We start from the raw sequence: 24,032 nt of genomic DNA, 5'->3' as shown, positions 1-24,032 counted from the left end.
TACAGGCCCCTTCGCTGGCAAGCCGGCTCCTACAGATGTGGAGTGAAGGCACCTACTGGCAGTCAGAGGCCTTTGAGGTCACGTTCTTCGATGGGACGGCTCTGGCGCAAACGCCGCCCGCCCAGGACCACCCAGTCGATCAGGCGGTACAGGCACTCCAGTCCAAAGGACAGCAGCATGGCGCCGCTCATGCCCCAGATCATCGCTTCCGGGGTCAGCAGGATCTGGTAGCTGTAGCCGTCCCAGGTTTCCTTGCGGATATCCGGGTCGGCTGCCAGGGCCACTTGCAACAGGCGGATGTACCACGGGCCCTGCATCGCCTGGTATTGCTTGTCCAGGGCCAGCTGACGATGGAGCAAACCGCTCAAGCTTTCGGCATCGCTGCGAAACACCGGGTCTTCGCTGGCCCGGTAATGGGCCACCAGCGCATTCAGATCGCCCTTGAAGAACTGCTGCGCGGTGCCCTGGAAGCCCCGCAGGCTGTTCTGCGACTCAATCAAGTGGGCTTCCACGCGCTTGGCGTAGTCGCTGATGAAACCCGGCACTTGCACACCGATCAACAGGCCGGCGGCGAACAACACCAGCCGCAGATAACTGAGCAACATAGAGATGTCCTTATTCGGTCTGGCCGTGGCTGACGCATTCACCGCGCCGCCACAGGCTCCATTGGCCCGGCTGATAGCGGGTCCAGGTTTCGTTTTCGGTCAGAGGTTCGGTGGCGATCACCGTCACAACGTCGTTGGGGGTGGTTTCCGCCTGGAAGTCGACAATCACATCGACATCCTTGAGCCGGGCCGGGCCGAACGGCGCGCGCCGGGTGATCTGCGCCAGCTTGGTGGAGCAGAAGCAGAACAGCCAGTCACCGTCGCTGAGCAAGCCGTTGAACACGCCCTTGCTGCGGTATTCGCTACAGGCCTGGATCAGGGTCGGCAGCAGTTGCTCGACCTCCACCGGTTCGGGAAAGGCTTCGCGCACCCGGTTGAGCAAGTCACAGAAGGCCGCTTCGCTGTCGGTATCGCCCACCGGACGATAGAAGCTGGTCTGGGGCTGGAAGTCCGCCAACTGGCCGTTATGGGCGAAGCACCAGTTGCGGCCCCAGAGTTCACGGACAAAGGGATGGGTGTTGGCCAGGCAGACCTTGCCGACGTTGGCCTGGCGGATGTGGCCGATGACCACTTCGCTCTTGATCGGGTAGCGCTGCACCAGGTTGGCCACTTCCGACTCGCTGCTGGCCGCCGGGTCCTGGAACAGCCGCAGGCCGCGGCCCTCGTAGAAGGCGATGCCCCAACCGTCGCGATGGGGGCCGGTGCGGCCGCCGCGCTGCATCAGCCCGGTAAAGCTGAAGACGATATCGGTCGGTACATTGGCGCTCATGCCCAATAACTCACACATGCTCGGACTCTCGCTGCAATGCCGGGGCCAGGTTACAGACGCGGCTCGACCCGCGTGTTCAGGGGGGTGCCCGCAGCTGGCGGACGACCATAACGGTCATTGCCGGCGCCACCAAAGGGCTGGTCATCCTCGACTTCGGCAGCCTTGGCCGCGGCTTGCGCCGCTTCATTGCGCTGGCGGCGTTCATTGGCGGCACGCTCGATGGGCCAGCGGATCAGCACGAACAGCAGGTACACGCCAAAGGCGATCATGCCGTACATGAACAGATCGGACACCGCGCGCCAGGCGTTGTTGCCGACCTTGAAGGCCATATCCAGGGCAGTGATAGCCACCGCCGGGGCAAATTTTTCCTTGACCGGGTCGATGATGGTGGGACTGAACAGCAGCACCGCCACCAGTACACGCAGCGGCTCGCGCAGCCAGCGCCACATCCAGCGGGTCAGGCGCATCCACACCAGCAGGCAGCCCAAGGCGGCAAAGGCGTAAAGGCCCCAGGCGATCAGATAGTCGTTCTCGGTCATGGTGTCCATGGCAAGGCAGGCAAAGAGGCGCTTATGATAACGACTTTTCCCGTGTCAGGCTGCACCGCCGTCTGCCAAGCCCTCATTTGTCTTCGTTCGAGAGCCACCCATGCCCCTACCCGCCAACGACAGCAGCGCCCCGATTGCCCACAAGGCCGAAGGCGCTGACCCGTATGCCTGGCTGCAGGAACGCGACACCGACGCGGTGCTCGACTACCTGAACGCTGAAAACAGCTACCAGGAAGCCCGGCTGGCCCACCAGGCGCCCCTGCGCGAGACACTGTTCCAAGAGATCAAGGGGCGGATCCTCGAGACCGACCTGTCCCTGCCCTCGCCCTGGGGCCCGTACCTGTATTACACCCGCACCACCGCCGGTGACGAATACGCCCGGCACTACCGCTGCCCGCGCCCGGCGGACGACAGCCTGACGGTGGACGAAAGCCGCGAACAGCTGCTGCTGGACCCCAATGCCCTGGCCAACGGAGGCTTCTTCTCCCTAGGTGCCTTCAGCATCAGCCCCGACCACCAGCGCCTGGCCTACAGCCTCGACACCACCGGCGAGGAAATCTACACCCTGTTCATCAAGGAGCTGTCCAACGGCAAGGTCAGCGAGCTGTCCTTCGACAACTGCGACGGCAGCATGACCTGGGCCAACGACAGCCTGACCCTGTTCTTCGGCGAGCTGGACGACACTCACCGCCCGCACAAACTGTTCCGCTACCGCCTGGACGGCACAGCCGCCGAGGAAGTGTTCCACGAGCCGGACGGACGCTTCTTCCTGCACTGCTACCGCTCAAGCTCCGAGCGCCAATTGCTGCTGTCCCTGGGCAGCAAGACCACCGGCGAAACCTGGGCTCTGGATGCCGCGCAGCCGCAGTTGCCGTTCACCTGCCTGGCGCCACGGGTCGAAGGCCATGAATACGATGTCGATCACGGTCAACTCGACGGCCAGTGGACCTGGTTCATCCGCAGCAACCGTGAGGGCATCAACTTCGCCCTCTACCAGGCTGCGGACGAAGGCGTTATCCCCGAGGAAGGCGACTGGCAACTGCTGGTCCCGCACAACCCCGAGGTGATGCTCGACGGCGTGACCCTCAATGCCGGCGCCATGACCCTGAGCCTGCGCGAAGGCGGCCTGCCGATCATCGAAGTGCATCCCCAGGACCTGCCCGTGTATCGCGTGCAACTGCCGGACGCGGCCTACAGTCTGCACGTGCACAACAGCCTGGAGTTTTCCAGCGATCGCATCCGCCTGCGCTACGAGGCGCTGAATCGCCCGGCCCAGGTACGCCAGCTGCAACTGGCCGACGGTCAACAGCAGGTGCTCAAGGAAACCCCGGTGCTGGGCCCCTTCGACGCCGATGCCTACGTCAGCCAGCGCCTCTGGGCCACCGCGGCCGACGGTACCCAGGTGCCCATCAGCCTGGTGGTCAAGCGCGAGTGCCTGGGCCAACCGACACCGCTGTACCTGTATGGCTACGGCGCCTATGGCGAGAGCCTCGATCCCTGGTTCTCCCATGCCCGCCTGAGCCTGCTCGATCGCGGCGTGGCCTTTGCCATCGCCCATGTGCGCGGCGGTGGCGAGCTGGGGGAAGCCTGGTATCGCGCCGGCAAGCAGGAACACAAACAGAACACCTTCAGCGACTTCATCGCCTGCGCCGAGCACCTGATCGCCCAGGGCCTGACCAGCGCCCAGCAACTGGCCATCAGCGGTGGCAGTGCCGGCGGCCTGTTGATCGGCGCCGTGCTCAACCAGCGACCCGAACTGTTCCGGGCGGCCATCGCCGAAGTACCCTTCGTCGACGTGCTCAACACCATGCTCGACCCGGAACTGCCACTGACCGTCACCGAGTATGACGAATGGGGCAATCCCGAGGAGCCTGAGGTCTATGAGCGGATCAAGGCCTACGCCCCCTACGAGAATGTCCGGGCCCAGGCCTACCCGGCGACCCTGGTGATCGCCGGCTACAACGACAGTCGCGTGCAGTACTGGGAAGCCGCCAAATGGGTGGCCAAACTGCGCGCCACCAAGACCGACGACAACCTGCTGCTGCTCAAGACCGAACTGGGCGCCGGTCATGGCGGCATGAGCGGCCGTTACCAGGGATTACGTGACGTAGCCCTCGAATATGCCTTTATCCTGAACATTCTGGGCCTGGACTGAGGAACTCTCGGCGGCGCTCCTGTCTTAACCCTGGACCGCCGCCGGCAACCGCCGGACCGGGCCTGCGCCCGTGCAACAGACACAAGAAAAAGACCCTGATCCCATGTCTGAACCCACCTTACTGAACAACGAGATCCGCGACTGGCTGATGGACTGCGGCCTGTTCGACCAACTGCAGCCCGCCGACTTCAACGCGGCGGCCGGCTATTTCAGCATCAGCAGCATCGCCGAAGGCGAAGCGATCTTTCGTGAAGGCGATGCCGGCAGTTTCATGTGCATCATCCACAGCGGCCAGGTGGCCGTGCAAAAGAGCACCCTGGACGGCCAGCCGCTGACCATCGCCACCCTGCGCAGCGGCCGGGCCTTTGGCGAAATGGCGGTGCTCGATGGCGAGCGACGCTCGGCCACCTGCGTGGCGGCCAGTGATTGCCAGTTGCTCAACCTGGGCAAGGACTCCCTGGAGAAGATGCTCAACGATGCGCCGAAGATCGCCGCCAAGATCATCCGCGCCCTGGCTATTTCCCTGTCCAAGCGCCTGCGCATGGCCGACGGCCAGTTGCTCGCACAGCAGATCTAGGCTCCTTGCACCTTGGCCTTGTTGTCGTTCTGCTCCAGCCCCGGCAGGGTCTGATCCTTGGGCGGCTTGGGCATGTCGATGGGCGGCAGCAAGGGCGCACTGCCACTGCTGCCGGTTTTCGGCGTGCTGGGTGGGGTCACTTGCGGATAAGGCGTGGGGGTGGCCGTGCCCGGGGTGCCGAGGGTCGGCGTCGGGGTCACCACCGGGGCGCTTTGCGGCTCGTCGGCCAGGGCCGGGCCAGCACTGAGCGCCAGGGCGGCGGTCAGGGCGAGCGCCGCTTGGGCAATCACCGTTAGAATAGTGCGCTTCATCAATGGCTCCATTGCTATTGTCTGGCGTCAGGCTACTCCCAACCGGGAGCTTTTGCCTTCCTCAATGAGATCTCCATGAAACGTTTCGTACTGCTGGACACCACTGCGATTCCCGACAACGGCGGTGCCTTGTGCCTGTTCGAATACGGTGAGGATTTCGTCATCAAGATCCAGGGCGGCGACGGCGGCCAATTGATGAACACCCGCATGCACGGCTCCGAGGACGCCCTGGCGCAGATTCCCTGCAGCAAGGTCGCCGGGCGCCCGAACTCGCGGGTGCTGATCGGCGGCCTGGGCATGGGCTTCACCCTGGCCGCGGCCCTCAAGCACCTGGGCCAGAGCGCCGAGGTGGTGGTCGCCGAACTGGTGCCCGGGGTAGTGGAGTGGAACCGCGGCCCGCTCGGGGAAAAGTCCGGCCGGCCGCTGCTGGACCCGCGCACGGTGATCCGCCTGGAAGACGTGGCCAAGGTCCTGCAGGCCGAGCCCCAGGGCTTCGACGCGATCATGCTCGACGTCGACAACGGCCCCGAAGGCCTGACCCAGAAAGCCAACAGTTGGCTCTACTCCAGCGCCGGCCTGGCCGCCTGTGCCCACGCTCTGCGGCCCAAGGGCATTCTTGCGGTGTGGTCGGCCAGCGCCGACCAGAAGTTCTCCGAGCGCCTGCGCAAGGCCGGCTTCAAGGCCGAGGAAGTGCAGGTGTACGCTCACGGCAATCGCGGCACCCGGCATACCATCTGGATTGCCGAGAAGCTCAAGGCCTGAGCTAAACTTTGTCCATTACCGTCATTAGTCCTTCTACAAAGGTGAACCCATGAGTTCGTCCACTCCCCCGTCCAACACCGCCAAGCTGGACCGTATCCTTGCCGACGCCCAGCGCGACCGGGAAATGGGCTACCGCGACAAGGCGCTGAAGATGTACCCCCACGTCTGCGGCCGCTGCGCCCGGGAGTTTTCCGGCAAGCGCCTGAGCGAGCTGACCGTGCACCACCGCGATCACAACCACGACAACAACCCCCAGGACGGTTCCAACTGGGAACTCTTGTGCCTGTACTGCCATGACAACGAGCACTCGCGCTACACCGACCAGCAGTACTTCGGCGAAGGCTCCCTGAGCACCCCGAAAATTGCCAAGGCGACCCACAACCCGTTTGCCGCCCTGGCCGGGTTGATGAAGAAAGACGACGAGTAAGCTTTTCGCGGGCCAGCCGCCCGGCTTGCCCGCGAACCGCCGAGCACCCCGCCACACCCCGCACAATCCCCGTATAATCGCGCTCTTTTCCCCCAAGGCTCCTCGCTCGTGGCAAACAAAAGGTACAGCTGCATCGGTTTGTATAACCCCAAGTCACCGGAGAATGTCGGTTCGGTGATGCGCGCCGCCGGCTGCTATGGCGTCGCCTCGGTGTTCTACACCGGCAAGCGCTATGAACGTGCCCGCGACTTCGTCACCGACACCAAGAAGGTCCACCAGGACATTCCCCTGATCGGCATCGACGACCTGAAGAAAATCCTCCCCCTGGGCTGCATCCCGGTGGCCGTGGAACTGGTGGAAGGCGCCCGTGCGCTGCCGGAATACACCCACCCGGACCGTGCGCTGTACATCTTCGGTCCGGAAGACGGCTCCCTCGACAAGGAGATCCGCGACTGGTGCGAAGACGTGGTCTACATCCCCACCACCGGCTGCATGAACCTGGCGGCCACGGTCAACGTGGTGCTCTACGATCGCCTGGCCAAAGGCAACAACACCCGCTCCGGTCCGAAGTACTGAAAACCCGTCGATCAATCCCCGGGAACCAGCGACGCCCTGGTGCAGTCAGCTTTGTATCCCACACCGCCCTTGGAGACAGAGCATGAGCGAGCGCAAACAGCTGCAAACGATCGAAGCCACACCCTTGCCGAGCCAACCGACCCAGAACGTCCAGGGCTGGGAGCGCATCGGTTCCCTGGCCGGTGGCGTGGTGATGATGGGCAAGGGCCTGCGCCGCGGCGGCGTGTTCGGCCTGATTCAAGTCGCCATCGGTGGCGTGGCCTTGGCCCGGGGGATTACCGGACATAGCTCGGCGAAAAGCCTGCTGCACAAGAGCCGCCAGGACATGCACAACGTGCGCAGCAAGATCGAGCGCGCCGGGGAAGAACTGCGCACTCTGAAGGCCAATGCCGAAGCGGCCAGCCGCCATGCCAAGGCGGCCAGCAATGATGAAGTGAAGACGCCCAAGGCTTGAGGCGAAGGCGTTCCTGCGGATCCCCTGCGCGGGCAAGGGTCAATGCAGCAGGCTGGTGTCCAGGACCTTGGACGATTCGCCCAGCACGTTTTCACTGAGCTGGATGAACTCGGCGGTGCTGACGCTTTCCAGGCGCATCGCCGCTTGCAGCACATCGTCCAGGGAACGCTTGTTGCGGGTCTTGAGGCGGATTTCCCGATCCAGCTCCTGCAACAGCAGCACGGCCTTGGCCACGGTGGCACTGTCTACCTGCTCGCCCCGCAGGCTGTCGACCTTGTGACTGTCCCGGACCAGGCGCTTGTGCAGCACCTGATAGCGCTCGTCACTGATGCCACCGGCCCGGCGCAACAGTTCGATGCCGTAGTACTGCGCCAGCCCCTCGCTGATCCAGTCGCTGCCCTGGCTGTCGTTGATCCGCGACAGTGACTGCACCAGTTCCCGCAACAACGGGCTGCTGCCGCTCTCGCTGACCAGGGGCAGGCGGCTATGGAGGAACAGCGAGTCACGCCCCGCCAGACTGCCGCGCCACATCGGATCGGCCGCACCAACGATCAACAGCTTGCCGGGCTGACGCGGGAACACCGCCTGTACTTGCGGCCAGACAAAGGTCAACAGGGTCAGCACGTCCATGCGGCGCATGCCCTGGCCCAGGGGCGACACCACGCTGACTTCGGTTGCTCCCAGACGCGTACGGCGGCTGCCCAGGTTGCCGGCCAGCATCCAGCCCGCGGGACGGTCGAACAGTCGCGAGGGATTGTCGATGCGGAAGCGATTCTTGCCGATACGCGGCCAGGCGGTTTCGATGCTTTTCCAACCGGCCGGCAAATCGAAGTCCAGGCGCGCCACCAGTTCGACGCCATCTTGTTGATCAAGCCTGGCCGGGGGCACCAGGGTCTCGCCGCGCAACAGCGCCCAGTTGGCGCTGCTGCGGCTGTCGTAGCTGCCCTTCTTGATGCTGTGACTCAGGCGCACCCTGTAGCTGAGGCTGGCCTTGCCGCTGGCCGGACGCCAGACACCGCGCTGGCCACCGGCATCCGCCGCCCCGGCCTGCCATTGGCCGTCGGCCTTGAAGTCGCTGTAGTCGCCGTCACGCCCCAGGTCGAAGTCCAGGCTGCGCAAGGCCGAGCCCTCGGCCAGGGTCAGGCGCACCTCGGCCTGATCGCTCTGGGGCAGGAAACGCACGTGATAATCCAGATCGACTTTCTTCGCCGCAAAGGCCGATACGCTCAATGCCAGCATTGCAGCGGCCAGCGCCAGTTTCGCCCCCACCCTCATACACACTCCTTTCCTGGGTAACCTGGTTCTGCAGCCAACGCGGCGAATCCTCAGCCGGCGCGGAAAATCAGATGATCCTCCCAGTCCTCTTCCGCCACGCTGCCTTCGGCCAGCATGCGCCCGGACTGGGAAATACGTTCGTGGTGCACCGCATCGCGATCGCCGCACACCAGGTGGTGCCAGAGCGGCAGGTCCTTGCCTTCGCTCACCAGGCGGTAGCCGCAGGTGGGTGGCAGCCACTTGAATTCGTCGGCCTTGCCCGGGGTCAGTTGGATGCAGTCGGGCACCGACGCCCGGCGATTGGGGTAGTCGCTGCACTGGCAGGTTTTCAGGTCCAGCAGTTTGCAGGCGATGCGCGTGTAATAGACGCTGTTGTCGTCCTCGTCCTCAAGCTTTTGCAGGCAGCACAGACCGCAGCCATCGCACAACGACTCCCATTCGTCCTGGTCGAGCTGTTCGAGGGTTTTGCGTATCCAGAAAGGTTCGACTTTGGCGGCCATGGCTCAAGCATCAGTATCCGAGGGTGAAAAGGCCGCCAGTCTAGTGCCGAAGGCCCGGCGGGCCAAGCGCTTACGACTGTCGGTAGGCCGGGGCTTGTCAGCAGCAGGCCCGCACAGTAGCTTTGCGCCTCGGACCACCCCGCGCCCGAGTGCCATTAACGCTCGACCGCGTTGCACCCGGCAAACCGCACGGGGTCAGGAATACCCCTTCGCTCAGCTGATCTGCGCTTGCCGGTTTATTCCACCCTTCTCACTTGCTGCCAGGAGTTTTTCCATGAGCGCCAATCCTCGCGTTGCCGATTACGCCATCCACCCGCAGTTCACTCAGCGCTGGTCGCCACGGGCCTTCACTGGCGAAACCATCCCTGAAGAAACCCTGCTGAGCTTCTTCGAAGCCGCGCGCTGGGCGCCTTCGGCCTACAACTCGCAACCCTGGCGCTTTCTCTATGCCCGACGCGATACGCCGAACTGGGAGCGTTTCCTCGGCCTGCTCAACGAATTCAACCGTGGCTGGGCGCAACATGCCTCGGCCCTGGTGATCGTGATTTCCAAGACCACCTTCACCGCCCCCGGCGCCACGGAAGAAAGCCCGGCCCTGTGGCACACCTTCGACACCGGCTCGGCCTGGGGCCACCTGGCACTGCAGGCCAGCCTCAGCGGCTGGCACACCCACGGCATGGCCGGCTTCGACCAGGAACTGACCCGCAAGGAGCTGAAGATTCCCGAAGGCTATGCACTGCACGCAGCGATAGCGGTGGGCAAGCTGGGAGACAAGTCGACCCTGGCCGACTACCTGCAGGCCCGTGAAGAGCCGAGCCCGCGCCGTCCATTGAGCGAGACCGTGGCCGAAGGCGATTTCAGCCTCTAAGCCGCGATCGCCTCTGTAGGAGCGAGCTGGCTCGCGAAGCCCTGAAGGCCGCCGCGCTTGCCTGGCAAGCGCGGCTTCGGCGAGCCAGCTCGCTCCTGCGATCAGGCACGTTTCAGTAGCCGCGAGCGAAATCCACTTCGCCGCGCAAGGCCTGCTTGGCCTGGTAGGCCCGCAGGTTGTCGACGAACAACTGCACCATCAGTTCCGGCGAGGTCGGCGCCGAGCTGTGGCCCGTCAGCAGCAAGCCCCAGGCCGTCCAGAACGGATGCCGTTGCGGCAAGGGTTCCTGGCGGCAGACATCAATCACCGCCCCCGCCAGATGCCCATCCTTGAGGGCCTGCACCAAGTCGCCATCGACCACGGAAACACCCCGGCCCACATTGATGAACAGCCCCGTGGACTTGAATTGCTTGAACAGCGCCGCGTCATACAGGTCGTGGGTACTTGGGGTGTTGGGCAGCAGATTGACCACATAATCCACCTCCCCCACCAAGCGTCCCAGGTCTTCCAGGCCAGCCACTTCGATAAAGGGGGCCTGCTCCCGCGCCTGGCTGGCGATGCCGTACAGCTTCACGCCAAAGGGCAGCAGAAATTGCGCCACGCTCTGGCCGATGTCGCCGGTGCCGACGATCAGCACCTTGCGCCCCACCAGGCTCTGGCCCAGGCGGTTGTCCCACTTGCGCTCCACCTGGCTGACCAGCCGCGCCAGCACTTCGCGCTCATGGCCGAGGATGTAGGTGAGCACGTACTCGGCCATCACCTGGCCGAAGATGCCCACCGCCCGGGTCAGGCGGTAATGCCGGGGCAGACCGTCGGCCAGCAACGGGGTGATACCGGCCCAGGTGGATTGCAGCCACTGGGGCTGATGGCCCTGACGCAGCAGGGTCGCCAGCAGGTCCGGCTGGCCCAGCCAGACCGGGCAATCGGCCGCCAGCCGCGACAGTTCGGCGGAATCGCCGCTGGTCAGCACTTCCAGCTCCGGAGCCGCCTGACGCAACAGGCGGGCATAAACAGCGTGATCGTGTTCGGCAATCAGAACGCGCATGGTTCAAACCTTAAAAAACGGTGCAGGCCGCCGCCGACGGAGCATTGCTCCATCGATCAAGGCGGTGGCCAGGTCAGTCAATTGCATTTCACAGCGGCTCGGGACCGAGCCTCTAGAGGTCAGACCGGATCATTGCGGCGCAGCAACTCTTCGGGCAAGTGCTCGATGTACTCGTCTTCCGCCGGCGGCATCTGCAAGTGATAGCCCTGCTTTTCGAGGTTCTCCAGCACCTGGTGGATGTCCTCCCGGGACAGCTTGCGCTCCGGGGTCAGTACCAGGTCGAAGGCATGTTGCGGCTTGCCGAAAGCCAGCAGCAGGTTTTCCGGCACGCGTTCCAGGGCCTCGCTTTTCAGGACGTAGAGGTACATCTCGTTCTTGCGCGGGCTTTTATAGATGGAGCAGATACGTTTCAAGGCTGTTCTCCGGCGGTGGCCAGGCTGTCCAGCAGCGCCTGGCCCATCAATTCGCGGCGCCAGCCACGCAGCGAATCAGGCAATTGGTAAGGCCCGTTGGGGTAGCCGCTCTTGAGCAGGCTCTCCAGGGTTTTCTTGCGCAGCATGACTTCCGGGGCGATGCCCAGACGCTCGGCCTCGGCCTGCCCCACTGCCTTGAGGCGCTTGAGCAGGGCCGCGGCTTCGATCGGCAACGGCTCGGGTACGGCCGGCGGCCATTGATCCGGGCCAAGGGCCGCGGTGCGCTTGATCAGGTCGAGGAGAAACTCGCCGTCCTGACGCACGGTACGCGGGTGCATGTCTTCGATCTTGGCCAGCGCCGCCAGCGTATCGGGCTGAGTCTTGGCCAGGGGCCAGAGGGCGTGTTCACGCACGATGCGGTTGCGCGGCAAGTCCCGGGCACGGGCTTCACGCTCGCGCCAGGCACAGAGCTCACGCAGCACCGCCAACTGGGCACGGGAGAGTTTCCAGGCCAGCTTGGCCTCGCGATAAACCTCGTTGGGGTCCACTTCGCGGCGCAGGTTGGCCACCAGCTCGGCGCCGTCTTCCAGCACCCAGCGGTACTTGTCCTCGGACAGCTTCGGCCGCAGCTCGGTGAACACCTGGGCCAGATGCACGGCATCTTCGGCGGCGTAACTGACCTGGGTTTCCGAGAGCGGACGCTGCAGCCAGTCGGAGCGGGTCTCGCCCTTGGGCAGTTCGATGCCCAGGACTTCCTGCACCAGGCGTGAATAGCCCATGGAAAAGCCCAGGTTCAGGTAGGCAGCCGCCAGTTGCGTGTCGAACAAAGGCGCCGGCAGACTGCCGGTCAGGCGCAGCAGGACTTCGAGGTCCTCACTGCAGGCATGCACCACCTTGACCACCGCCGGGTTCTCCAGCAGGGCCGCCAGGGGCTTCCAGTTGTCGATGGTCAAAGGATCAATCAGGTAAGCGCGCTGCCCATCGCCGATCTGCAACAGGGCGGCGATGGGATAGAAAGTGTCGACCCGCATGAATTCGGTATCGAGGGCGACGAATGGCAACTGCTGCCACTCGGCGCAAAACTGACCGAGGCTATCGTTGTCGCGAATCCAGTGTATATCGATGGCCACACGGCTCTCCCTTGAAGAATGGCGCGCAGTATATATCGCCTCCGGCGATTTCTGAGCATTCACCCGACAAGAGCAAGTGCGAAACCTTATGCCGGACGGCAAGAATAGTCCGAGAGTCGCAATCGGGTTCTGTACGAAAGCTCGCCGAGTGAAGATCAGGCCAGGCAAAAATAGGCGAGCAAGCGGCGTGTAGGGGCCTACATGAGCATTGCGAGCCTGTTTCTACGTAGCACCGAAGGCGCGCAGTGGCGGCATGGTCGAAACGCAGGCAGTGTTCGTGCAGAACCTAGCTGGGTTTTCTAAGGACATAGACCCGCGCCACCCCGCAGCCGGGCAGAAAATCCTGCTGGCTCACGACCTCGAAACCGGCCTGCTTGAACTCGCCTTCCAACTGTCCCCTGCCGATCGCCAGTGACGCCGCGGACTCTCCCCACGCAGTGGCCAGGTGCTTGAACAACGGCTCGACCCGGGTCGCGAGGATCACCGAATCACGGCTGACCCGATGAAACTCCCGCAGCAACGCCAGGCGATCCTCGCTGCGGGTCACATGGGCAAACAGTTGCATGCAGATGATGCTGTCCACCGCATTGGCCGACAGACCGATGTCGAACGCCGAGCTGTGCAAGGTCTTGACCCGTTGCAGCAGGCTGGCCGGGTGATGGGTCTGGGCATGATTGAGCATGTCCTGAGACGGGTCCGACGCCAGGATCACCCGGTTGCCATGTTCGGCCAGCACCGGCCAGTAGCGCCCGGCACCACAGGCCACATCCAGGATCAGTCCCGGCTCGCCGGCCACTTTCAGGGCATGGCGTACCAGGCGCACCGTGCGCCACAGCGCCAGGCGCGCGGCAAGCCCGGCAGGCCGGGGCTCGCCGCAGACCCGGGCGTGCTCCTGATCATAGCGCCGGGCGAACTCCAGCTCGATGGATGGTGGGGGATGGGACGACATGACTGGCGAACTCTTGTAGGTATCCAGAAGCCACAGGTTAACCAGTCGTTCGTGAAAAAAAGGTCGAAAGCCCTCGAGCGGTTTTGTCCAGGCGGGGCACCAGGCCACCCTTGCCCGACCCAGGGCCGATGCCAATAATGCTTCGGCACCGCGTCCCGCCCTTCACTTCAAGGAACGACCCATGCTGCCCCGCCTCTTGCTCTGCACTCTGCTCGGCCTCAGTGCCCCCGCCCTCAGCTTCGCCCAGGACCCGACCTCCCATCTGGACCGGGTGCTCGAACGTGGCCACCTCACGGTCTGCACCACCGGCGACTACAAGCCCTACAGCTACCTGCGCGACGATGGCCACTACGAAGGCATCGACATCGACATGGCCGAATCCCTGGCGAAAAGCCTCGGGGTCCGGGTGAAGTGGATCAATACCACCTGGAAGACCCTGATGGCGGACTTCCAGAGCCAGCAATGCGATATCGCCGTCGGGGGTATTTCCGTTTCTCTGGAGCGGCAGAAAAAAGCCTTCTTCAGCCAGCCCCTGGGGATTGACGGCAAGATTCCCCTGGTTCGCTGCCAGGACCTCAAGCGCTATGCAACCCTGGAGCAGATCAACCAGCCCTCGGTGCGCCTGATCGAACCACCGGGTGGCACCAACGAAGTCTTCGCCCGGGCCCATGTGCCCAAGGCCGAGCTGATCCTGTTCGCCGACAACGTGAAAATCTTCGATCAGTTGCTGACCAAGCAGGCCGACGTGATGATCACCGACGCCTCGGAGGCGCGCTTCCAGCAGAAGCACAAGCCGGGGCTGTGCGCGGTCAACCCCGAGCGCTACCTGCAATACAGCGAGAAGGCCTTTCTCCTGCCTCGGGATGACATGGCCTGGAAAAGCTATGTCGACCAGTGGCTGCACCTGAGCAAGGCCACCGGCGCCTATGAGCAGGTGGTGAATCAGTGGCTGGCGGCGCCGTAGTCCTGGTCCAGCAGCATCTGCCGAAAGGCCTGGCAAGCGGCGCTGCGATAGGCGCCCCGACGTTCCAGCAGCACCACGCTGCGGGGCGCCGGGGGTGATTGCAAGGCCAATGCCCGCAAGCCCGGCTGCTCGCGGGCGATGGCACTCGGAAGCAGGGTCGCCAACGGCCCGCGCCGCACGATCTCGACAATCCCACTCACCGAATTGGCCTCGATGGAGATACGCGGCGCAATGCCCTGTTGCCGGCAATACAGGTCGATATGCTGGCGCGTGGCAAAGTCGGCGCTGAGCAGCACCAGGGAATGACGAGCCAGGGCCGAGGCACTCAAGGGTTGCTGGCCCTGCTGCGGATAGTGCAGGCCGACCATCAGGCTCAGGGTTTCGGTGAACAGCGGCTGGCTGTGGATGTCCGCCAGGTGCTCGCCGGCAAAGGCGATCCCCAGGTCCAGGCGATCCTCGGCCAGGGCTGCTTCCAGGCGATCCTGGGTCATTTCCTCAAGGCTCAGGTCGATCCCCGGGTACTGCTGGTTGAAGCGGCTGAGCAAGGGGCCGGTGAGGTAGGCAGTGAACGTCGGGGTCAGCGCCAGGCGCAATGAACCGCGACTCAGGTCCTGCACATCATGGATCGCCCGCTTGGCCGCCTGCAGGTCCTGCAGGGCGCGGCGCGCATAGACGACATAGGCCTGACCGGCATCGGTGAGACGCACGCTGCGTCCGGAGCGGTCGAACAACGGCGTGCCCAGGGACTCCTCCAACTGTTTGATCTGTTGCGACAAGGTCGGCTGGGAAACATGCAGCGCCTCGGCGGCACGGGTGAAATTGCAATGCTCGGCCACGGCCAGCAGGTAACGGATATGACGCAAGAGCATGACGGCTCCAACTATAGGCAAGACTTATGGAAAGCATAATAAACCGGTCTTGGACGCTATAGCCGAACACTTCCATCCTTGCCCCATCAGCGACGCAAGGAGACTCCCATGCAGAACATCATCGACGGCTTCCTCAAGTTCCAGCGCGAGGCCTTTGTGCAACGCAGCGAGCTGTTCAGGCAGTTGGCCAACAAGCAGAGCCCCGGCACCCTGTTCGTCACCTGCTCCGACAGTCGGGTCGTTCCCGAGCTGCTGACCCAGCAGGAGCCCGGCGACCTGTTCGTGATTCGCAACGCCGGCAACATCGTCCCCAGCTACGGCCCGGAACCCGGCGGTGTGTCGGCCACCGTGGAATACGCGGTAGCAGTGCTGGGGGTGAGTGACATCGTCATCTGCGGCCATTCCGACTGCGGCGCAATGACCGCCATTTCCACCTGCAAATGCCTCGATCACCTGCCCGCCGTGGCCAACTGGCTGCGCCACGCCGAGTCGGCCAAGGTGATCAACGCCGCCCGCCAGCATGCCTCCCCCGCCGAGCACCTGGACGCCCTGGTGCGTGACAACGTGATCGCCCAGTTGGCGAACCTCAAGACTCATCCTTCGGTGGCCCTGGCCCTGGAACAGGGCCGGCTGAACCTGCATGGCTGGGTGTATGACATCGAGCGCGGCGCCATCGCCGCCCTCGACGGCACCAGCCAGCGCTTTGTCTCCCTGACCGAACACCCGCAGACCTGCGCCCTGGCCAACCAAGCTTCAACCGCTGCCTGAACAACCCCTTTCATCCCCCCAAGAGGAACAGACCCATGCTGCAATCTCAATTCGCCCAAGCTCCACGCCTGGCCCTGGCCGACACCATCATCGACGCCAAGGCGCGCAAGAACCTGTCGTGGCAGGACCTTGCCGACGGTACCGGGCTGAGCCTGGCCTTCGTCACCGCCGCTCTGCTGGGCCAGCATGCCCTGCCCGCTGCTGCTGCCGATCAGGTATGCGAAAAACTCGGCCTGGACCAGGACGCCAGCCGCCTGCTGCAGAGCATTCCCCTGCGGGGTAGCATCGCCGGCGGCATCCCCACCGACCCGACCGTCTACCGTTTCTATGAAATGCTCCAGGTCTACGGCTCGACCCTCAAGGCCCTGGTGCACGAGCAGTTCGGCGACGGCATCATCAGCGCCATCAACTTCAAGCTGGACATCAAGAAAGTCGAGGACCCGGAAGGTGGTTCCCGTGCGGTAATCACCCTGGACGGCAAGTACCTGCCAACCAAACCGTTCTGATCCACCCTGCCTAGTCGCCGCCGCTGCAGGCGGCGCCGGGTCGCAACGAGGCACCGGGCCTTACCGATAAACCGCGGCGCCCGGTTTGCCCCGTCCTGTGCACCGAATCGCAGCCTATGGCAGCGGTTACAGGTCCGCAGTGATATTTAGTTTTTAAATAACACTGCGGACTTTCTGATTTGCCCCTACTGTCCCCCTCGCCGCCTAATCAGCCCCTGTTCCTTGAAGGTCTGGTTATGGAAAACGTTCGTGCAAGTTCCCGTCCCGCGCTCTGGCTGATGGTCAGCGTGGTCCTGGTGGCCCTCAACCTGCGGCCGTCGATGGCCGCCGTAGGCCCTCTGCTGTCGGGCATCCGTGGCGATGTCCCCCTGAGTTTCAGCCTGGCGTCGCTGCTGACCATGTTGCCGGTCATGGCCATGGGCCTGGCGATGTTCTTCGGCATGGCCATCAGTCAGCGCCTGGGCGAACACCGCACGGTGGTCCTGTCCTTGCTGATCATCGGGCTGGCCACGGTCTCGCGGTTGTTCATGGACTCGGCGGCGGAGCTGATTCTCAGCGCCGTGCTGGCCGGTGTCGGCATCGCCCTGATCCAGGCGCTGATGCCGGCCCTGATCAAGTCGCGTTTTGCCGATAACGTCTCGCTGTTCATGGGCCTGTATGTCACCTCGATCATGGGCGGCGCGGCCATCGCGGCGTCCTTCGCCCCACTGGTGATGAACCACAGCGGCAGCTGGCGCCTGGCCCTGGCGATCTGGGCCGGCCTGGCCCTGCTGGCCCTGGTGTTCTGGTCCGCCCAGCGCCGTTCACTGCCTAGCCTGCCGGCCGCCGGCGGCAGGCGTGAGTCCTTCAGCGGCAATCGCCGGGCCTGGCTGCTGGCGGTGTTCTTCGGTCTTGGCACCGCGTCCTACACCTGCGTGCTGGCGTGGCTGGCGCCCTACTACGTGGAGAACGGCTGGAGCGAACAGAACGCCGGCCTGCTGCTGGGCTTTCTCACCGCCATGGAAGTGATTTCCGGGCTGGTCACCCCGGCCATCGCCAACCGCAGCCAGGATCGGCGCCGAGTGCTGGTGGCCCTGCTGGTGCTGATCATCGCCGGCTTTTGCGGCCTGATCCTCAGCCCGCAACACCTGAGCCTGCTCTGGCCGTGCCTGCTGGGCCTGGGCATTGGCGGACTGTTTCCCATGAGCCTGATCGTGTCCCTGGACCACTTGCCCGACCCGCGCCGGGCCGGCGGCCTGACCGCGTTCGTGCAGGGTATCGGTTACCTGATCGCCGGCCTGTCACCGCTGCTGGCGGGGATGATCCGCGACCAGTTGGGCAGTTTCGAATGGGCCTGGTGGTCACTGACGGCAGTGATGGGGGTGATGATCCTCATGGTGCTGCGCTTCGACCCTCGGCATTACGCCCGGCACATCCGCTGAGCATCGGCCCGGGAGGCCTGCATGAACCCTGTGAGTTTCACCCAAGCCAACCTCGGCATGCTGCTCTGGGCAGCGCTGATCGCCGCCTCGTTCTTCGCGGCCGCCCAGGTCAGCCAGGCCATCGATCCGGTGCTGCTGACAGCCCTGCGCCTGTTGTTCTCGGCACTGATGTTCGTGCCCCTGCTGTGGTTTAAGGGCGCTGCGGCGCCGACCCGGGCCGGATTGGGAGCCCACGCGGTACTGGGCCTGCTGCTGGCGCTGTACTTTGGCTCGCTGTTCGAAGCCCTGCGCTACACCTCGGCGGTCAACACCGGGACTCTGTTCACCCTGGTGCCACTGCTGACCCTGGCGTTCGAAGGCTGGCTGCTGCCCGGCGGCAGCCAGCAACGCCGCCTGCTGCCGATGCTGGTGGCCGGCGCCGGGGCCTTGCTGTTGGTGCTCAAGGGGGGCGCGCCGGGGCAGTTGCCCTCCCTGTATGCCATGGCGGTCTATGCCCTGGGCTGCCTGGCCATGGCGGCCTATTCGCCCCTCAGCCAGCGCTTCAAGGCCCGCAGCCTGCAAGGCCGCAGCCCGGCCGCCATGACGTTCTGGAACATGCTCTTCGGTGCGCTGTTCCTGTTTGCCGCCAGCCTGGTCAGCGGCGGCTGGCGCAGCGCCGCCCTGCTCGGCAGCCACGACCTGCTGTGGCTGCTGTACCTGGCCCTGTTCGCCACCCTGGCGACCTTCTGGTTGTTGCACCGGGCCATTGGCGTCATCGCCCCGTCCACGGTGATTTCCTACATCTACCTGAGCACCCTGTTCCTCACCCTGTTCCACTGGTTGTGGCTGGGCCAGCGTCCGCTCCTGGGAGAAGGGCTCGGTGCTCTGCTGGTGGCCCTGGGCATGTTCGGTCTGGTGCGCGGCAGCCGTCACGGGGCGGCCATGGCCTGAAATGACCCTGAGACAGGGGACATTATTCTGCGAGAAACTGCGCAGGTCGTGTTATCGGAATTTAATGTCCGGATGCTGTCCGCGAATCCCCACACCGGGCATTTGATTAGGACGATCGTTCCGCTAGCATCGACCCGGTTTGTGCGCCACCGGCGCCAGGTGCTCAGCGGGATGGAACAGATGCTCATCAGCAACGTGCTCAGAAAACTCGACATGCAGGACCTGATGGTCTTTATCGCGGTGTACGAGCAAAGCAGTGTCACCGGGGTATCGGAAACCCTGTGCGTCAGTCAGTCGACTGTCAGCTACTGCCTGAAGAAACTGCGCAACGGCTTCGAGGACGAGCTGTTCATCAATACCCGCACCGGCATGCGCCCGACCTACAAGGCCACCAGCATGTACAGCCACGTGCTGAAGATCCTGGAAAGCATCAACCTGTGCCACAGCGGCGTACCGGCCTTCGATCCGACCCGCCAGGCCGTGACCTTCAACCTCTGCGCCCCGGAATACTTCGAGCTGCTGATCCTGCCGCGCCTGCTCAAGGGGTTCGACTACGCCGACCTGCCGGTGACGGTCAATGTGCAGAAGCTTGAGAGCGACATTCCTGCCGAGGAGCTGCGTGACGGCAGCATTGACCTGGTGATCTGCTTTGGTCCGAACTTCCATCGCAGCCATGCCGACTTCAAGTCGCAGATGCTGCTGGAGGACGACCTGGTGTGCGTCTTCGACAAGCGCGCCACGCCGCCCAGGGAGCCGCGTTTCAGCCTGCAATCGTTCATCGAACGGCGCCACGTTTTTCCTACGCCCTGGACGTCGGACAGCAACATGGTGGATGGCTGGCTGGCCCGCCAGGCGCACAAGCGGCAGATCGTCGCCCGCTCCAACAGCTACAGCGCAGCGCTGAAAATGATCACCGGCACCGACTTCATCCTGACCCTGCCCCGACGCATCCAGGCCTTGCTGGCCAACGAAGCGGTGTTCAACCATTGCGAGGCCCCCAGCGGCCTGCCGGGGTTCACCCTGGACATGCAATGGAACCAGAACACCGATCAGGACAGCGCGCAGACCTGGTTCCGCGAACAAGTGGTCAAGGTCTGCGCCGAACCGGGCCTGCTTTAGGCCCAGCCCCCATCAGAGACCGACAGCCGCCTTGCTGTAGGACGCGCGGTCGATGTCGATGATCTCCACGCACAACTGCACCGCCAGCTCAGCCGGCCAGGGCGCCAGGTCCTGCAGCAGGGCCAGCAGGCTCTCGGACAATTGCTTCTTGATCTCCGGCGAGCGGCCGCTGAGCAGGGCCAACTTGACGTGGACAAAGGCCCGCTCCCCCAGACCGGTACCAACCCGGAACGACTCGACCTTCACTGCCCGGCTCTTGATATCGAACTCATCGGCAAACTGCCCGGAGGCCACCAGCCCGTGATTGAGCCGCAGCAGCGCCTTGTCGACGTCCAGCTGGGGCAGGTTGGCGGTGTATTCCATATGCAGGTGCGGCATGGCAGAACTCCTGGTCTGTCAGGGGGAAAAGGCGCTCCATACTACACAAGCCCCGCCCCCGCGCCTGCATTATCCGCCGGCCTCATTGCCCCGCTGTCGCTGTCCGCTCGCGCAGGGCCAGGGTTTCCCAGGCGGCCACGAGCACCATCACCAAGGTGGTCAGGCTGCCCAGGGCCAGAGCGGAAAACAGCTGATTCCAGGCGGCCGGCAACAACAGCAACAGCACCGCGAGCCCGGCCAGGTGCGACAGCGGCGGTAACGGCCGATCGTTCATCACCCACTTGAACAGGGCGCAGCCCAAGAGGAACAGCCAGGGACCACCGACTATCACCAGCACCCCGGCCTGGCTGGCGTGTTCCGGATGCATCAGCACCAGCTCATCGGCCACGGCACTGACAATGATCCCGGCCACGATCAGCAGATGCAGATAGGTGTAGGCGATGCGCGCCTGACGCCCCGGGTCGTCGGAATGAGCGATACGGTGGTGGGCACGCTCGGCGCCACTGTCGAAATACACCCACCACATGGCGATACTGCCCAGCACCGCCACCACGAACCCCAGCAGACCCTGGGCGCTGGTGGTCAGCTCGGCGAAGGTGGCACCGGTCACCAGCAGCGATTCTCCCAGGGCGATGATCACGAACAGGCCGCAGCGTTCGGCCATGTGATTGCCTTCCACATCCCAGTCGGCCAGGGTCGAACGCCCCAGCCCCGGCACCCAGAAATACAGCGACGGCGACAGCACTTCGATAGCCAGGGCCAGCCCCCACAAGGCCAGCCGCTGCGGGCCCTCCAGCAGGCCGCCGGTGATCCAGAAAACCCCCGAGAACGTCAGCCACAACAGGATGCGCTGGAAGTTGCGGGTCATGTTCACCGGCTCGCCGCGCACTGCCCAAAGGGCATAGGCGGTGCGGCCCACCTGCATGAACACATAGGCACCGGCGAACAGCAGGCCGCGCTCACCGAAGGCCTGGGGAATCGACGACGACAGCAGCAACCCCGCCACCATCAGCACGAACAACCCGAGGCGAATCGGCAGGGTTTCCGGGTCCAGCCAGTTGGTGATCCACGACGTGAAGATCCACACCCACCACACCGCCACCATCAGCAACGCCACCTGCAGCGCCCCGCCCAGCGACAGATGGGCCAGCAGGGAATGGGACAACTGGGTCACAGCGAACACGAACACCAGGTCGAAGAACAGCTCGACCATGCCAACCTTGCCGCTGTCGTGGCTGCCACGCCCACGCAACAGGGAACGGGAACGACTCATGGGCACACTCCACCGATCAATGTTTCACCCGAAGACCTACACAGCAAAGCAGCCGCCCGCGCCAATGCCAAGCGGGCGGCCTCCGTTCACTGCGCCGCTGTAGCCGCTGCCGCAGGCTGCGACCCAGTCCGCAGGACGGGCAAGGCCGCCCCCCGATCCGCCAGGCAGACCGCATGGGCCGGTTTCGGGCCCGCTGCGCGGTCCATCGCAGCCCGCGGCAGCGGCTACAAAACACGATTAGCTCGCGAGGGGCGCCCGCTCGCTCATGAAGGCTTCCAGCCGTGAACGCAGCCAGCGCTCGGCGGGGTCGGTGTCGACATGGCTGAGCCAGACCATGGACAGGTCCAGGGTTGGGGTCTTGAACGGAAACGGCTCGCAGTACAGCTGCCCCGAGGCGGCCATGGCGGCGGCGGCATAGTCCGGCAGGCTGGCAATCAGCTTGGTCCCGGCCAGCAGGGCCGGCAGCGAGCTGTACTGGGGCACCGACAGCACGACCTGGCGGGTACGGCCGATCTCCGCCAGCCACTCATCGGCGAAGCCTGCGACATTGGCGGTGTGTGACACCAGCACATGCGGCCGCGCGCAGTACTCATCGAGGGTCAGCGGCGTGTCGCTGGCGTCGGCCCGCAGCAAGCAGGGCTGAATGTGCCGCAACAGCTTGCGCTTGGCATTGGCCGGCAGGCCCCGGGTCTGGCTGATGCCCACGGTGATATCGCCGGACGCCAGCAGGTCGGGAATCCGCCAGTAGTCCACGTGCTGCACCACGACCACCACCTGCGGTGCTTCCTGGCGCAGGGCTCGCAGCAAGGGCGGCAGCAAGCCGAACTCGACGTCGTCGGACAGGCCGATACGGAAGGTCATGGTGCTGCTGGCGGGATCGAAATCGTGGGTCAGGCTCAGGGCCGAGGACAGCGCGTCAAGGGCCGGCGACAGGTGCTGGATAAGCTGCTCGGCCCGCGCCGTGGGTTCCATGCGATGGCCGACGCGGATGAACAGCGGATCGTTGAACATCGCCCGCAAACGGTTGAGGGCGGAACTGATGGTGGGCTGGCCGAGAAACAGCTTCTCCGCTACCCGGGTGACATTGCGTTCCAGCATCAACGCCTCGAACACCACCATCAGGTTGATGTCGGCCTTGCGCAGTTCATTGCGATTCATCGGTGTGCCCCCGGTCCCCAGACGGCGGTCAGTGTAGAAAGGCCGGGGGGCTGGCGTCCAGGTAAACACCCGTGGCCAGCGCCGGTGTTTCAGTCGAAGGTGAAGTTGAACTGGGCGCTGCTGTTGGCTGCCCCCTCGGTGATGGGACCGGTGCGAATGTACTGGGCGCGAAAGCTGAAGCTGGCGCTATCGCTGCCCAACAGGCGCTCCATGGCATATGGGGTGCCATTGCAATGAATACGCGGAATCTGCTCGTTGAACATGACGATACCAACGCCCTTGGCGACGGACCGCCCCTGATCCTGAGCCGATTGAGTCAGCCCCAGGATCCCTGTCGGGTCGCAGCGCGAGGCGGGTTCGGCGCTGAACGAGACCTTCGGCAGGCTGTTGAACGAGCAGTCGTTGACCTCAAGCCTGGCCACGGCCGAGGGCGGCGAGGTCGAGCCCAGCGTGGGAAAGTCATGGGCCGAGGGACTGCCCAGGCGCAGCGTAACGTTGCGGGTGACCACCTGGCACTGGGCGGTGAACTTGACGCCTTCGGAACCAAGCAGGTCGTGCTCGTTGAGCAGCAGTTGTTTCGAACACCGCTCTCTATTGTCGTGTTGCGGCAGCTCCTGCAAATGTTGCCCGACCGTCACCACCCCCTGGTCCAGATCCAGCGCGTATAGCGCCACCTGGGCACCGCTCAAGCTGTTGACCACCAGCGCACCCTTGGGCAACTCGTCAGCGGGTCGGGTCAGGATCAGCGAATACACGTAGGCCGTGACTACCTTTTTCAACGCGTCGTTTGCGTGCTCCACGCCGTACTTTTCCAGTACCCGGGGATAGAAATTGCCCGTGAGGATATGAGGGCCCGCGCCGGTAGGATAGGCCGTCACCTGGAAGCTGATGCCATCGATATTGGTCGGAATGATGCCGTCGGGAAATCTCACCCCGGGCAAATGCGCGGCGGACACCAACTCATGCTGCTCCTGGGTAGCAGATTCCTCGGTGGTGTATTCGATCACCGGGTTCACGTGACGCTGCTGCAATACCGAACCCACCGGCGTGCTCCGGGTCAATGGCGTGATTTCCAACCAGTCCTGGGCAGTGCTGCCATAACTACTGAACACGCACCCCTTGGCCTTGCCCTCGATAGCCGCGTACACCGGTGCGCCCCCTTGCACGCACAACAGCATCAAGATGATCGCGCGCATCAATAGACCGGGCCGTCGTCCATCGCTGAGGAGCCTGAGCCATGGATCTCTCATCGGTCATTGCCTCCTTTTCCAAGCCGGCCCCG

Annotated in this window: 28 protein-coding genes; 13 read left to right on the top strand and 15 right to left on the bottom strand. The window is 64.2% G+C overall.

Annotation, left to right across the window (positions count from 1 at the left end; genetic code table 11):
• Positions 1–62 precede the first annotated feature (62 nt).
• The 3 genes from ACMGF8_RS12850 to ACMGF8_RS12840 are packed head-to-tail and all read right to left on the bottom strand — an operon-like array spanning position 63 to position 1,922.
• Entirely contained in the window at positions 63–605 is a 543-nt protein-coding gene (locus tag ACMGF8_RS12850; RefSeq protein WP_102861646.1) for a DUF2937 family protein, read from the bottom strand.
• Between the two features lie 10 nt (positions 606–615).
• On the bottom strand, positions 616–1,392 hold the full coding sequence (locus ACMGF8_RS12845; protein WP_110595098.1) for a class II glutamine amidotransferase: 777 nt from the start codon (positions 1,390–1,392) through the stop codon (positions 616–618).
• A gap of 32 nt (positions 1,393–1,424) precedes the next feature.
• A complete protein-coding gene (locus ACMGF8_RS12840) occupies positions 1,425–1,922 on the bottom strand; it encodes an MFS transporter (protein WP_102861644.1) in 498 nt (165 codons plus the stop codon).
• 100 nt (positions 1,923–2,022) lie between these two features.
• Here ACMGF8_RS12840 and ACMGF8_RS12835 point away from each other — a divergent pair, with 100 nt between their 5' ends.
• Positions 2,023–4,077 (top strand): S9 family peptidase, encoded by a 2,055-nt coding sequence (locus ACMGF8_RS12835; protein ID WP_207167234.1) that lies wholly within the window; start codon positions 2,023–2,025, stop codon positions 4,075–4,077.
• A 103-nt stretch (positions 4,078–4,180) separates the two neighbouring features.
• Positions 4,181–4,654 carry a cyclic nucleotide-binding domain-containing protein gene (locus tag ACMGF8_RS12830; RefSeq protein ID WP_102861642.1) on the top strand — a complete coding sequence of 158 codons (474 nt, stop codon included), beginning with the start codon at positions 4,181–4,183 and terminating at the stop codon, positions 4,652–4,654.
• Here ACMGF8_RS12830 and ACMGF8_RS12825 read toward each other — a convergent pair.
• Positions 4,651–4,965 (bottom strand): hypothetical protein, encoded by a 315-nt coding sequence (locus ACMGF8_RS12825; protein WP_102861641.1) that lies wholly within the window; start codon positions 4,963–4,965, stop codon positions 4,651–4,653. The two genes, ACMGF8_RS12830 and ACMGF8_RS12825, sit on opposite strands and share 4 nt — an antisense overlap.
• Before the next feature lie 75 nt (positions 4,966–5,040).
• Between ACMGF8_RS12825 and ACMGF8_RS12820 the strand changes: the two genes are divergently transcribed.
• The 4 genes from ACMGF8_RS12820 to ACMGF8_RS12805 all read left to right on the top strand — a co-directional run bounded on the left by ACMGF8_RS12820 (position 5,041) and on the right by ACMGF8_RS12805 (position 7,184).
• The gene (locus ACMGF8_RS12820) at positions 5,041–5,727 is read left to right on the top strand and encodes a spermidine synthase (protein ID WP_207167233.1); all 687 of its coding nucleotides are present in this window, start codon (positions 5,041–5,043) and stop codon (positions 5,725–5,727) included.
• A 49-nt stretch (positions 5,728–5,776) separates the two neighbouring features.
• Positions 5,777–6,154, top strand: coding sequence for a YajD family HNH nuclease (locus tag ACMGF8_RS12815; protein WP_102861639.1), 378 nt, complete (start codon positions 5,777–5,779; stop codon positions 6,152–6,154).
• Between the two features lie 108 nt (positions 6,155–6,262).
• On the top strand, positions 6,263–6,730 hold the full coding sequence (locus ACMGF8_RS12810) for an RNA methyltransferase (RefSeq protein ID WP_102861638.1): 468 nt from the start codon (positions 6,263–6,265) through the stop codon (positions 6,728–6,730).
• 82 nt (positions 6,731–6,812) lie between these two features.
• Positions 6,813–7,184 (top strand): DUF2892 domain-containing protein, encoded by a 372-nt coding sequence (locus tag ACMGF8_RS12805; protein WP_115581808.1) that lies wholly within the window; start codon positions 6,813–6,815, stop codon positions 7,182–7,184.
• A gap of 39 nt (positions 7,185–7,223) precedes the next feature.
• Here the strand turns inward: ACMGF8_RS12805 and ACMGF8_RS12800 are convergent, their stop codons facing one another.
• A complete protein-coding gene (locus tag ACMGF8_RS12800; protein WP_207167232.1) occupies positions 7,224–8,459 on the bottom strand; it encodes a hypothetical protein in 1,236 nt (411 codons plus the stop codon).
• Positions 8,460–8,509: 50 nt separating this feature from the next.
• A complete protein-coding gene (locus ACMGF8_RS12795) occupies positions 8,510–8,959 on the bottom strand; it encodes a YcgN family cysteine cluster protein (RefSeq protein ID WP_102861635.1) in 450 nt (149 codons plus the stop codon).
• 274 nt (positions 8,960–9,233) lie between these two features.
• Here ACMGF8_RS12795 and ACMGF8_RS12790 point away from each other — a divergent pair, with 274 nt between their 5' ends.
• Complete coding sequence (locus ACMGF8_RS12790) at positions 9,234–9,827, top strand: nitroreductase family protein (protein ID WP_102861634.1); 594 nt, start codon at positions 9,234–9,236, stop codon at positions 9,825–9,827.
• A 112-nt stretch (positions 9,828–9,939) separates the two neighbouring features.
• Here ACMGF8_RS12790 and ACMGF8_RS12785 read toward each other — a convergent pair whose 3' ends face one another.
• From ACMGF8_RS12785 to ACMGF8_RS12770, 4 genes are all read right to left on the bottom strand, one after another.
• Complete coding sequence (locus ACMGF8_RS12785; RefSeq protein WP_102861633.1) at positions 9,940–10,872, bottom strand: D-2-hydroxyacid dehydrogenase; 933 nt, start codon at positions 10,870–10,872, stop codon at positions 9,940–9,942.
• Positions 10,873–10,991: 119 nt separating this feature from the next.
• Positions 10,992–11,285: a YcgL domain-containing protein gene (locus ACMGF8_RS12780; RefSeq protein WP_016964446.1), complete on the bottom strand. Its 294-nt coding sequence runs from the start codon at positions 11,283–11,285 to the stop codon at positions 10,992–10,994.
• Positions 11,282–12,415, bottom strand: coding sequence for a ribonuclease D (rnd, locus tag ACMGF8_RS12775; RefSeq protein ID WP_102861632.1), 1,134 nt, complete (start codon positions 12,413–12,415; stop codon positions 11,282–11,284). Before rnd ends, ACMGF8_RS12780 begins: the two co-directional genes overlap by 4 nt.
• 286 nt (positions 12,416–12,701) lie before the next feature.
• Complete coding sequence (locus ACMGF8_RS12770; RefSeq protein ID WP_102861631.1) at positions 12,702–13,364, bottom strand: class I SAM-dependent methyltransferase; 663 nt, start codon at positions 13,362–13,364, stop codon at positions 12,702–12,704.
• A 181-nt stretch (positions 13,365–13,545) separates the two neighbouring features.
• Between ACMGF8_RS12770 and ACMGF8_RS12765 the strand changes: the two genes are divergently transcribed.
• Positions 13,546–14,328: a transporter substrate-binding domain-containing protein gene (locus tag ACMGF8_RS12765; protein ID WP_102861630.1), complete on the top strand. Its 783-nt coding sequence runs from the start codon at positions 13,546–13,548 to the stop codon at positions 14,326–14,328.
• Here the strand turns inward: ACMGF8_RS12765 and cynR are convergent.
• Positions 14,307–15,197 carry a transcriptional regulator CynR gene (gene cynR / locus ACMGF8_RS12760; protein ID WP_102861629.1) on the bottom strand — a complete coding sequence of 297 codons (891 nt, stop codon included), beginning with the start codon at positions 15,195–15,197 and terminating at the stop codon, positions 14,307–14,309. The two genes, ACMGF8_RS12765 and cynR, sit on opposite strands and share 22 nt — an antisense overlap.
• A gap of 108 nt (positions 15,198–15,305) precedes the next feature.
• Between cynR and ACMGF8_RS12755 the strand changes: the two genes are divergently transcribed.
• From ACMGF8_RS12755 to ACMGF8_RS12735, 5 genes are all read left to right on the top strand, one after another.
• Positions 15,306–15,965, top strand: coding sequence for a carbonic anhydrase (locus ACMGF8_RS12755; protein WP_416759829.1), 660 nt, complete (start codon positions 15,306–15,308; stop codon positions 15,963–15,965).
• Positions 15,966–16,000: 35 nt separating this feature from the next.
• The gene (gene cynS, locus ACMGF8_RS12750; RefSeq protein ID WP_102861627.1) at positions 16,001–16,471 is read left to right on the top strand and encodes a cyanase; all 471 of its coding nucleotides are present in this window, start codon (positions 16,001–16,003) and stop codon (positions 16,469–16,471) included.
• A 236-nt stretch (positions 16,472–16,707) separates the two neighbouring features.
• Positions 16,708–17,892 (top strand): cyanate transporter, encoded by a 1,185-nt coding sequence (locus tag ACMGF8_RS12745; RefSeq protein WP_102861626.1) that lies wholly within the window; start codon positions 16,708–16,710, stop codon positions 17,890–17,892.
• A 21-nt stretch (positions 17,893–17,913) separates the two neighbouring features.
• Positions 17,914–18,822 (top strand): DMT family transporter, encoded by a 909-nt coding sequence (locus ACMGF8_RS12740; protein ID WP_102861625.1) that lies wholly within the window; start codon positions 17,914–17,916, stop codon positions 18,820–18,822.
• Positions 18,823–19,002: 180 nt separating this feature from the next.
• Complete coding sequence (locus ACMGF8_RS12735) at positions 19,003–19,941, top strand: LysR family transcriptional regulator (RefSeq protein WP_102861732.1); 939 nt, start codon at positions 19,003–19,005, stop codon at positions 19,939–19,941.
• 12 nt (positions 19,942–19,953) lie between these two features.
• Here the strand turns inward: ACMGF8_RS12735 and ACMGF8_RS12730 are convergent, their stop codons facing one another.
• The 4 genes from ACMGF8_RS12730 to ACMGF8_RS12715 form a co-directional block, all read right to left on the bottom strand.
• Positions 19,954–20,319, bottom strand: coding sequence for a 5-carboxymethyl-2-hydroxymuconate Delta-isomerase (locus ACMGF8_RS12730; RefSeq protein WP_102861624.1), 366 nt, complete (start codon positions 20,317–20,319; stop codon positions 19,954–19,956).
• Positions 20,320–20,401: 82 nt separating this feature from the next.
• Positions 20,402–21,592 carry a low temperature requirement protein A gene (locus ACMGF8_RS12725; protein WP_207167229.1) on the bottom strand — a complete coding sequence of 397 codons (1,191 nt, stop codon included), beginning with the start codon at positions 21,590–21,592 and terminating at the stop codon, positions 20,402–20,404.
• A gap of 237 nt (positions 21,593–21,829) precedes the next feature.
• Positions 21,830–22,750 carry a LysR substrate-binding domain-containing protein gene (locus ACMGF8_RS12720; protein ID WP_102861622.1) on the bottom strand — a complete coding sequence of 307 codons (921 nt, stop codon included), beginning with the start codon at positions 22,748–22,750 and terminating at the stop codon, positions 21,830–21,832.
• An 89-nt stretch (positions 22,751–22,839) separates the two neighbouring features.
• Entirely contained in the window at positions 22,840–23,946 is a 1,107-nt protein-coding gene (locus ACMGF8_RS12715; RefSeq protein ID WP_416759825.1) for a fimbrial protein, read from the bottom strand.
• Positions 23,947–24,032: the final 86 nt, after the last annotated feature.

The organism is Pseudomonas sp. BNK-7 (genome assembly GCF_048072025.1).
Taxonomy (GTDB): domain Bacteria; phylum Pseudomonadota; class Gammaproteobacteria; order Pseudomonadales; family Pseudomonadaceae; genus Aquipseudomonas; species Aquipseudomonas danubii.
This window is presented reverse-complemented; position numbering and strand designations above follow the sequence as displayed.

Excerpts from the sequence above, each read along its gene's own strand:
- ACMGF8_RS12725 (WP_207167229.1), bottom strand. The coding sequence starts at position 21,592 with ATGAGTCGTTCCCGTTCCCTGTTGCGTGGGCGTGGCAGCCACGACAGC.
- ACMGF8_RS12790 (WP_102861634.1), top strand. The coding sequence starts at position 9,234 with ATGAGCGCCAATCCTCGCGTTGCCGATTACGCCATCCACCCGCAGTTC.
- ACMGF8_RS12765 (WP_102861630.1), top strand. The coding sequence starts at position 13,546 with ATGCTGCCCCGCCTCTTGCTCTGCACTCTGCTCGGCCTCAGTGCCCCC.
- ACMGF8_RS12735 (WP_102861732.1), top strand. The coding sequence starts at position 19,003 with ATGCTCATCAGCAACGTGCTCAGAAAACTCGACATGCAGGACCTGATG.
- ACMGF8_RS12815 (WP_102861639.1), top strand. The coding sequence starts at position 5,777 with ATGAGTTCGTCCACTCCCCCGTCCAACACCGCCAAGCTGGACCGTATC.
- ACMGF8_RS12730 (WP_102861624.1), bottom strand. The coding sequence starts at position 20,319 with ATGCCGCACCTGCATATGGAATACACCGCCAACCTGCCCCAGCTGGAC.
- ACMGF8_RS12795 (WP_102861635.1), bottom strand. The coding sequence starts at position 8,959 with ATGGCCGCCAAAGTCGAACCTTTCTGGATACGCAAAACCCTCGAACAG.
- ACMGF8_RS12770 (WP_102861631.1), bottom strand. The coding sequence starts at position 13,364 with ATGTCGTCCCATCCCCCACCATCCATCGAGCTGGAGTTCGCCCGGCGC.
- ACMGF8_RS12805 (WP_115581808.1), top strand. The coding sequence starts at position 6,813 with ATGAGCGAGCGCAAACAGCTGCAAACGATCGAAGCCACACCCTTGCCG.
- cynS (WP_102861627.1), top strand. The coding sequence starts at position 16,001 with ATGCTGCAATCTCAATTCGCCCAAGCTCCACGCCTGGCCCTGGCCGAC.
- ACMGF8_RS12835 (WP_207167234.1), top strand. The coding sequence starts at position 2,023 with ATGCCCCTACCCGCCAACGACAGCAGCGCCCCGATTGCCCACAAGGCC.
- ACMGF8_RS12800 (WP_207167232.1), bottom strand. The coding sequence starts at position 8,459 with ATGAGGGTGGGGGCGAAACTGGCGCTGGCCGCTGCAATGCTGGCATTG.
- ACMGF8_RS12745 (WP_102861626.1), top strand. The coding sequence starts at position 16,708 with ATGGAAAACGTTCGTGCAAGTTCCCGTCCCGCGCTCTGGCTGATGGTC.
- ACMGF8_RS12755 (WP_416759829.1), top strand. The coding sequence starts at position 15,306 with ATGCAGAACATCATCGACGGCTTCCTCAAGTTCCAGCGCGAGGCCTTT.
- ACMGF8_RS12830 (WP_102861642.1), top strand. The coding sequence starts at position 4,181 with ATGTCTGAACCCACCTTACTGAACAACGAGATCCGCGACTGGCTGATG.
- ACMGF8_RS12720 (WP_102861622.1), bottom strand. The coding sequence starts at position 22,750 with ATGAATCGCAATGAACTGCGCAAGGCCGACATCAACCTGATGGTGGTG.
- ACMGF8_RS12715 (WP_416759825.1), bottom strand. The coding sequence starts at position 23,946 with ATGCGCGCGATCATCTTGATGCTGTTGTGCGTGCAAGGGGGCGCACCG.
- ACMGF8_RS12820 (WP_207167233.1), top strand. The coding sequence starts at position 5,041 with ATGAAACGTTTCGTACTGCTGGACACCACTGCGATTCCCGACAACGGC.
- cynR (WP_102861629.1), bottom strand. The coding sequence starts at position 15,197 with ATGCTCTTGCGTCATATCCGTTACCTGCTGGCCGTGGCCGAGCATTGC.
- ACMGF8_RS12785 (WP_102861633.1), bottom strand. The coding sequence starts at position 10,872 with ATGCGCGTTCTGATTGCCGAACACGATCACGCTGTTTATGCCCGCCTG.
- ACMGF8_RS12825 (WP_102861641.1), bottom strand. The coding sequence starts at position 4,965 with ATGAAGCGCACTATTCTAACGGTGATTGCCCAAGCGGCGCTCGCCCTG.
- ACMGF8_RS12845 (WP_110595098.1), bottom strand. The coding sequence starts at position 1,392 with ATGTGTGAGTTATTGGGCATGAGCGCCAATGTACCGACCGATATCGTC.
- ACMGF8_RS12850 (WP_102861646.1), bottom strand. The coding sequence starts at position 605 with ATGTTGCTCAGTTATCTGCGGCTGGTGTTGTTCGCCGCCGGCCTGTTG.
- ACMGF8_RS12840 (WP_102861644.1), bottom strand. The coding sequence starts at position 1,922 with ATGGACACCATGACCGAGAACGACTATCTGATCGCCTGGGGCCTTTAC.
- ACMGF8_RS12740 (WP_102861625.1), top strand. The coding sequence starts at position 17,914 with ATGAACCCTGTGAGTTTCACCCAAGCCAACCTCGGCATGCTGCTCTGG.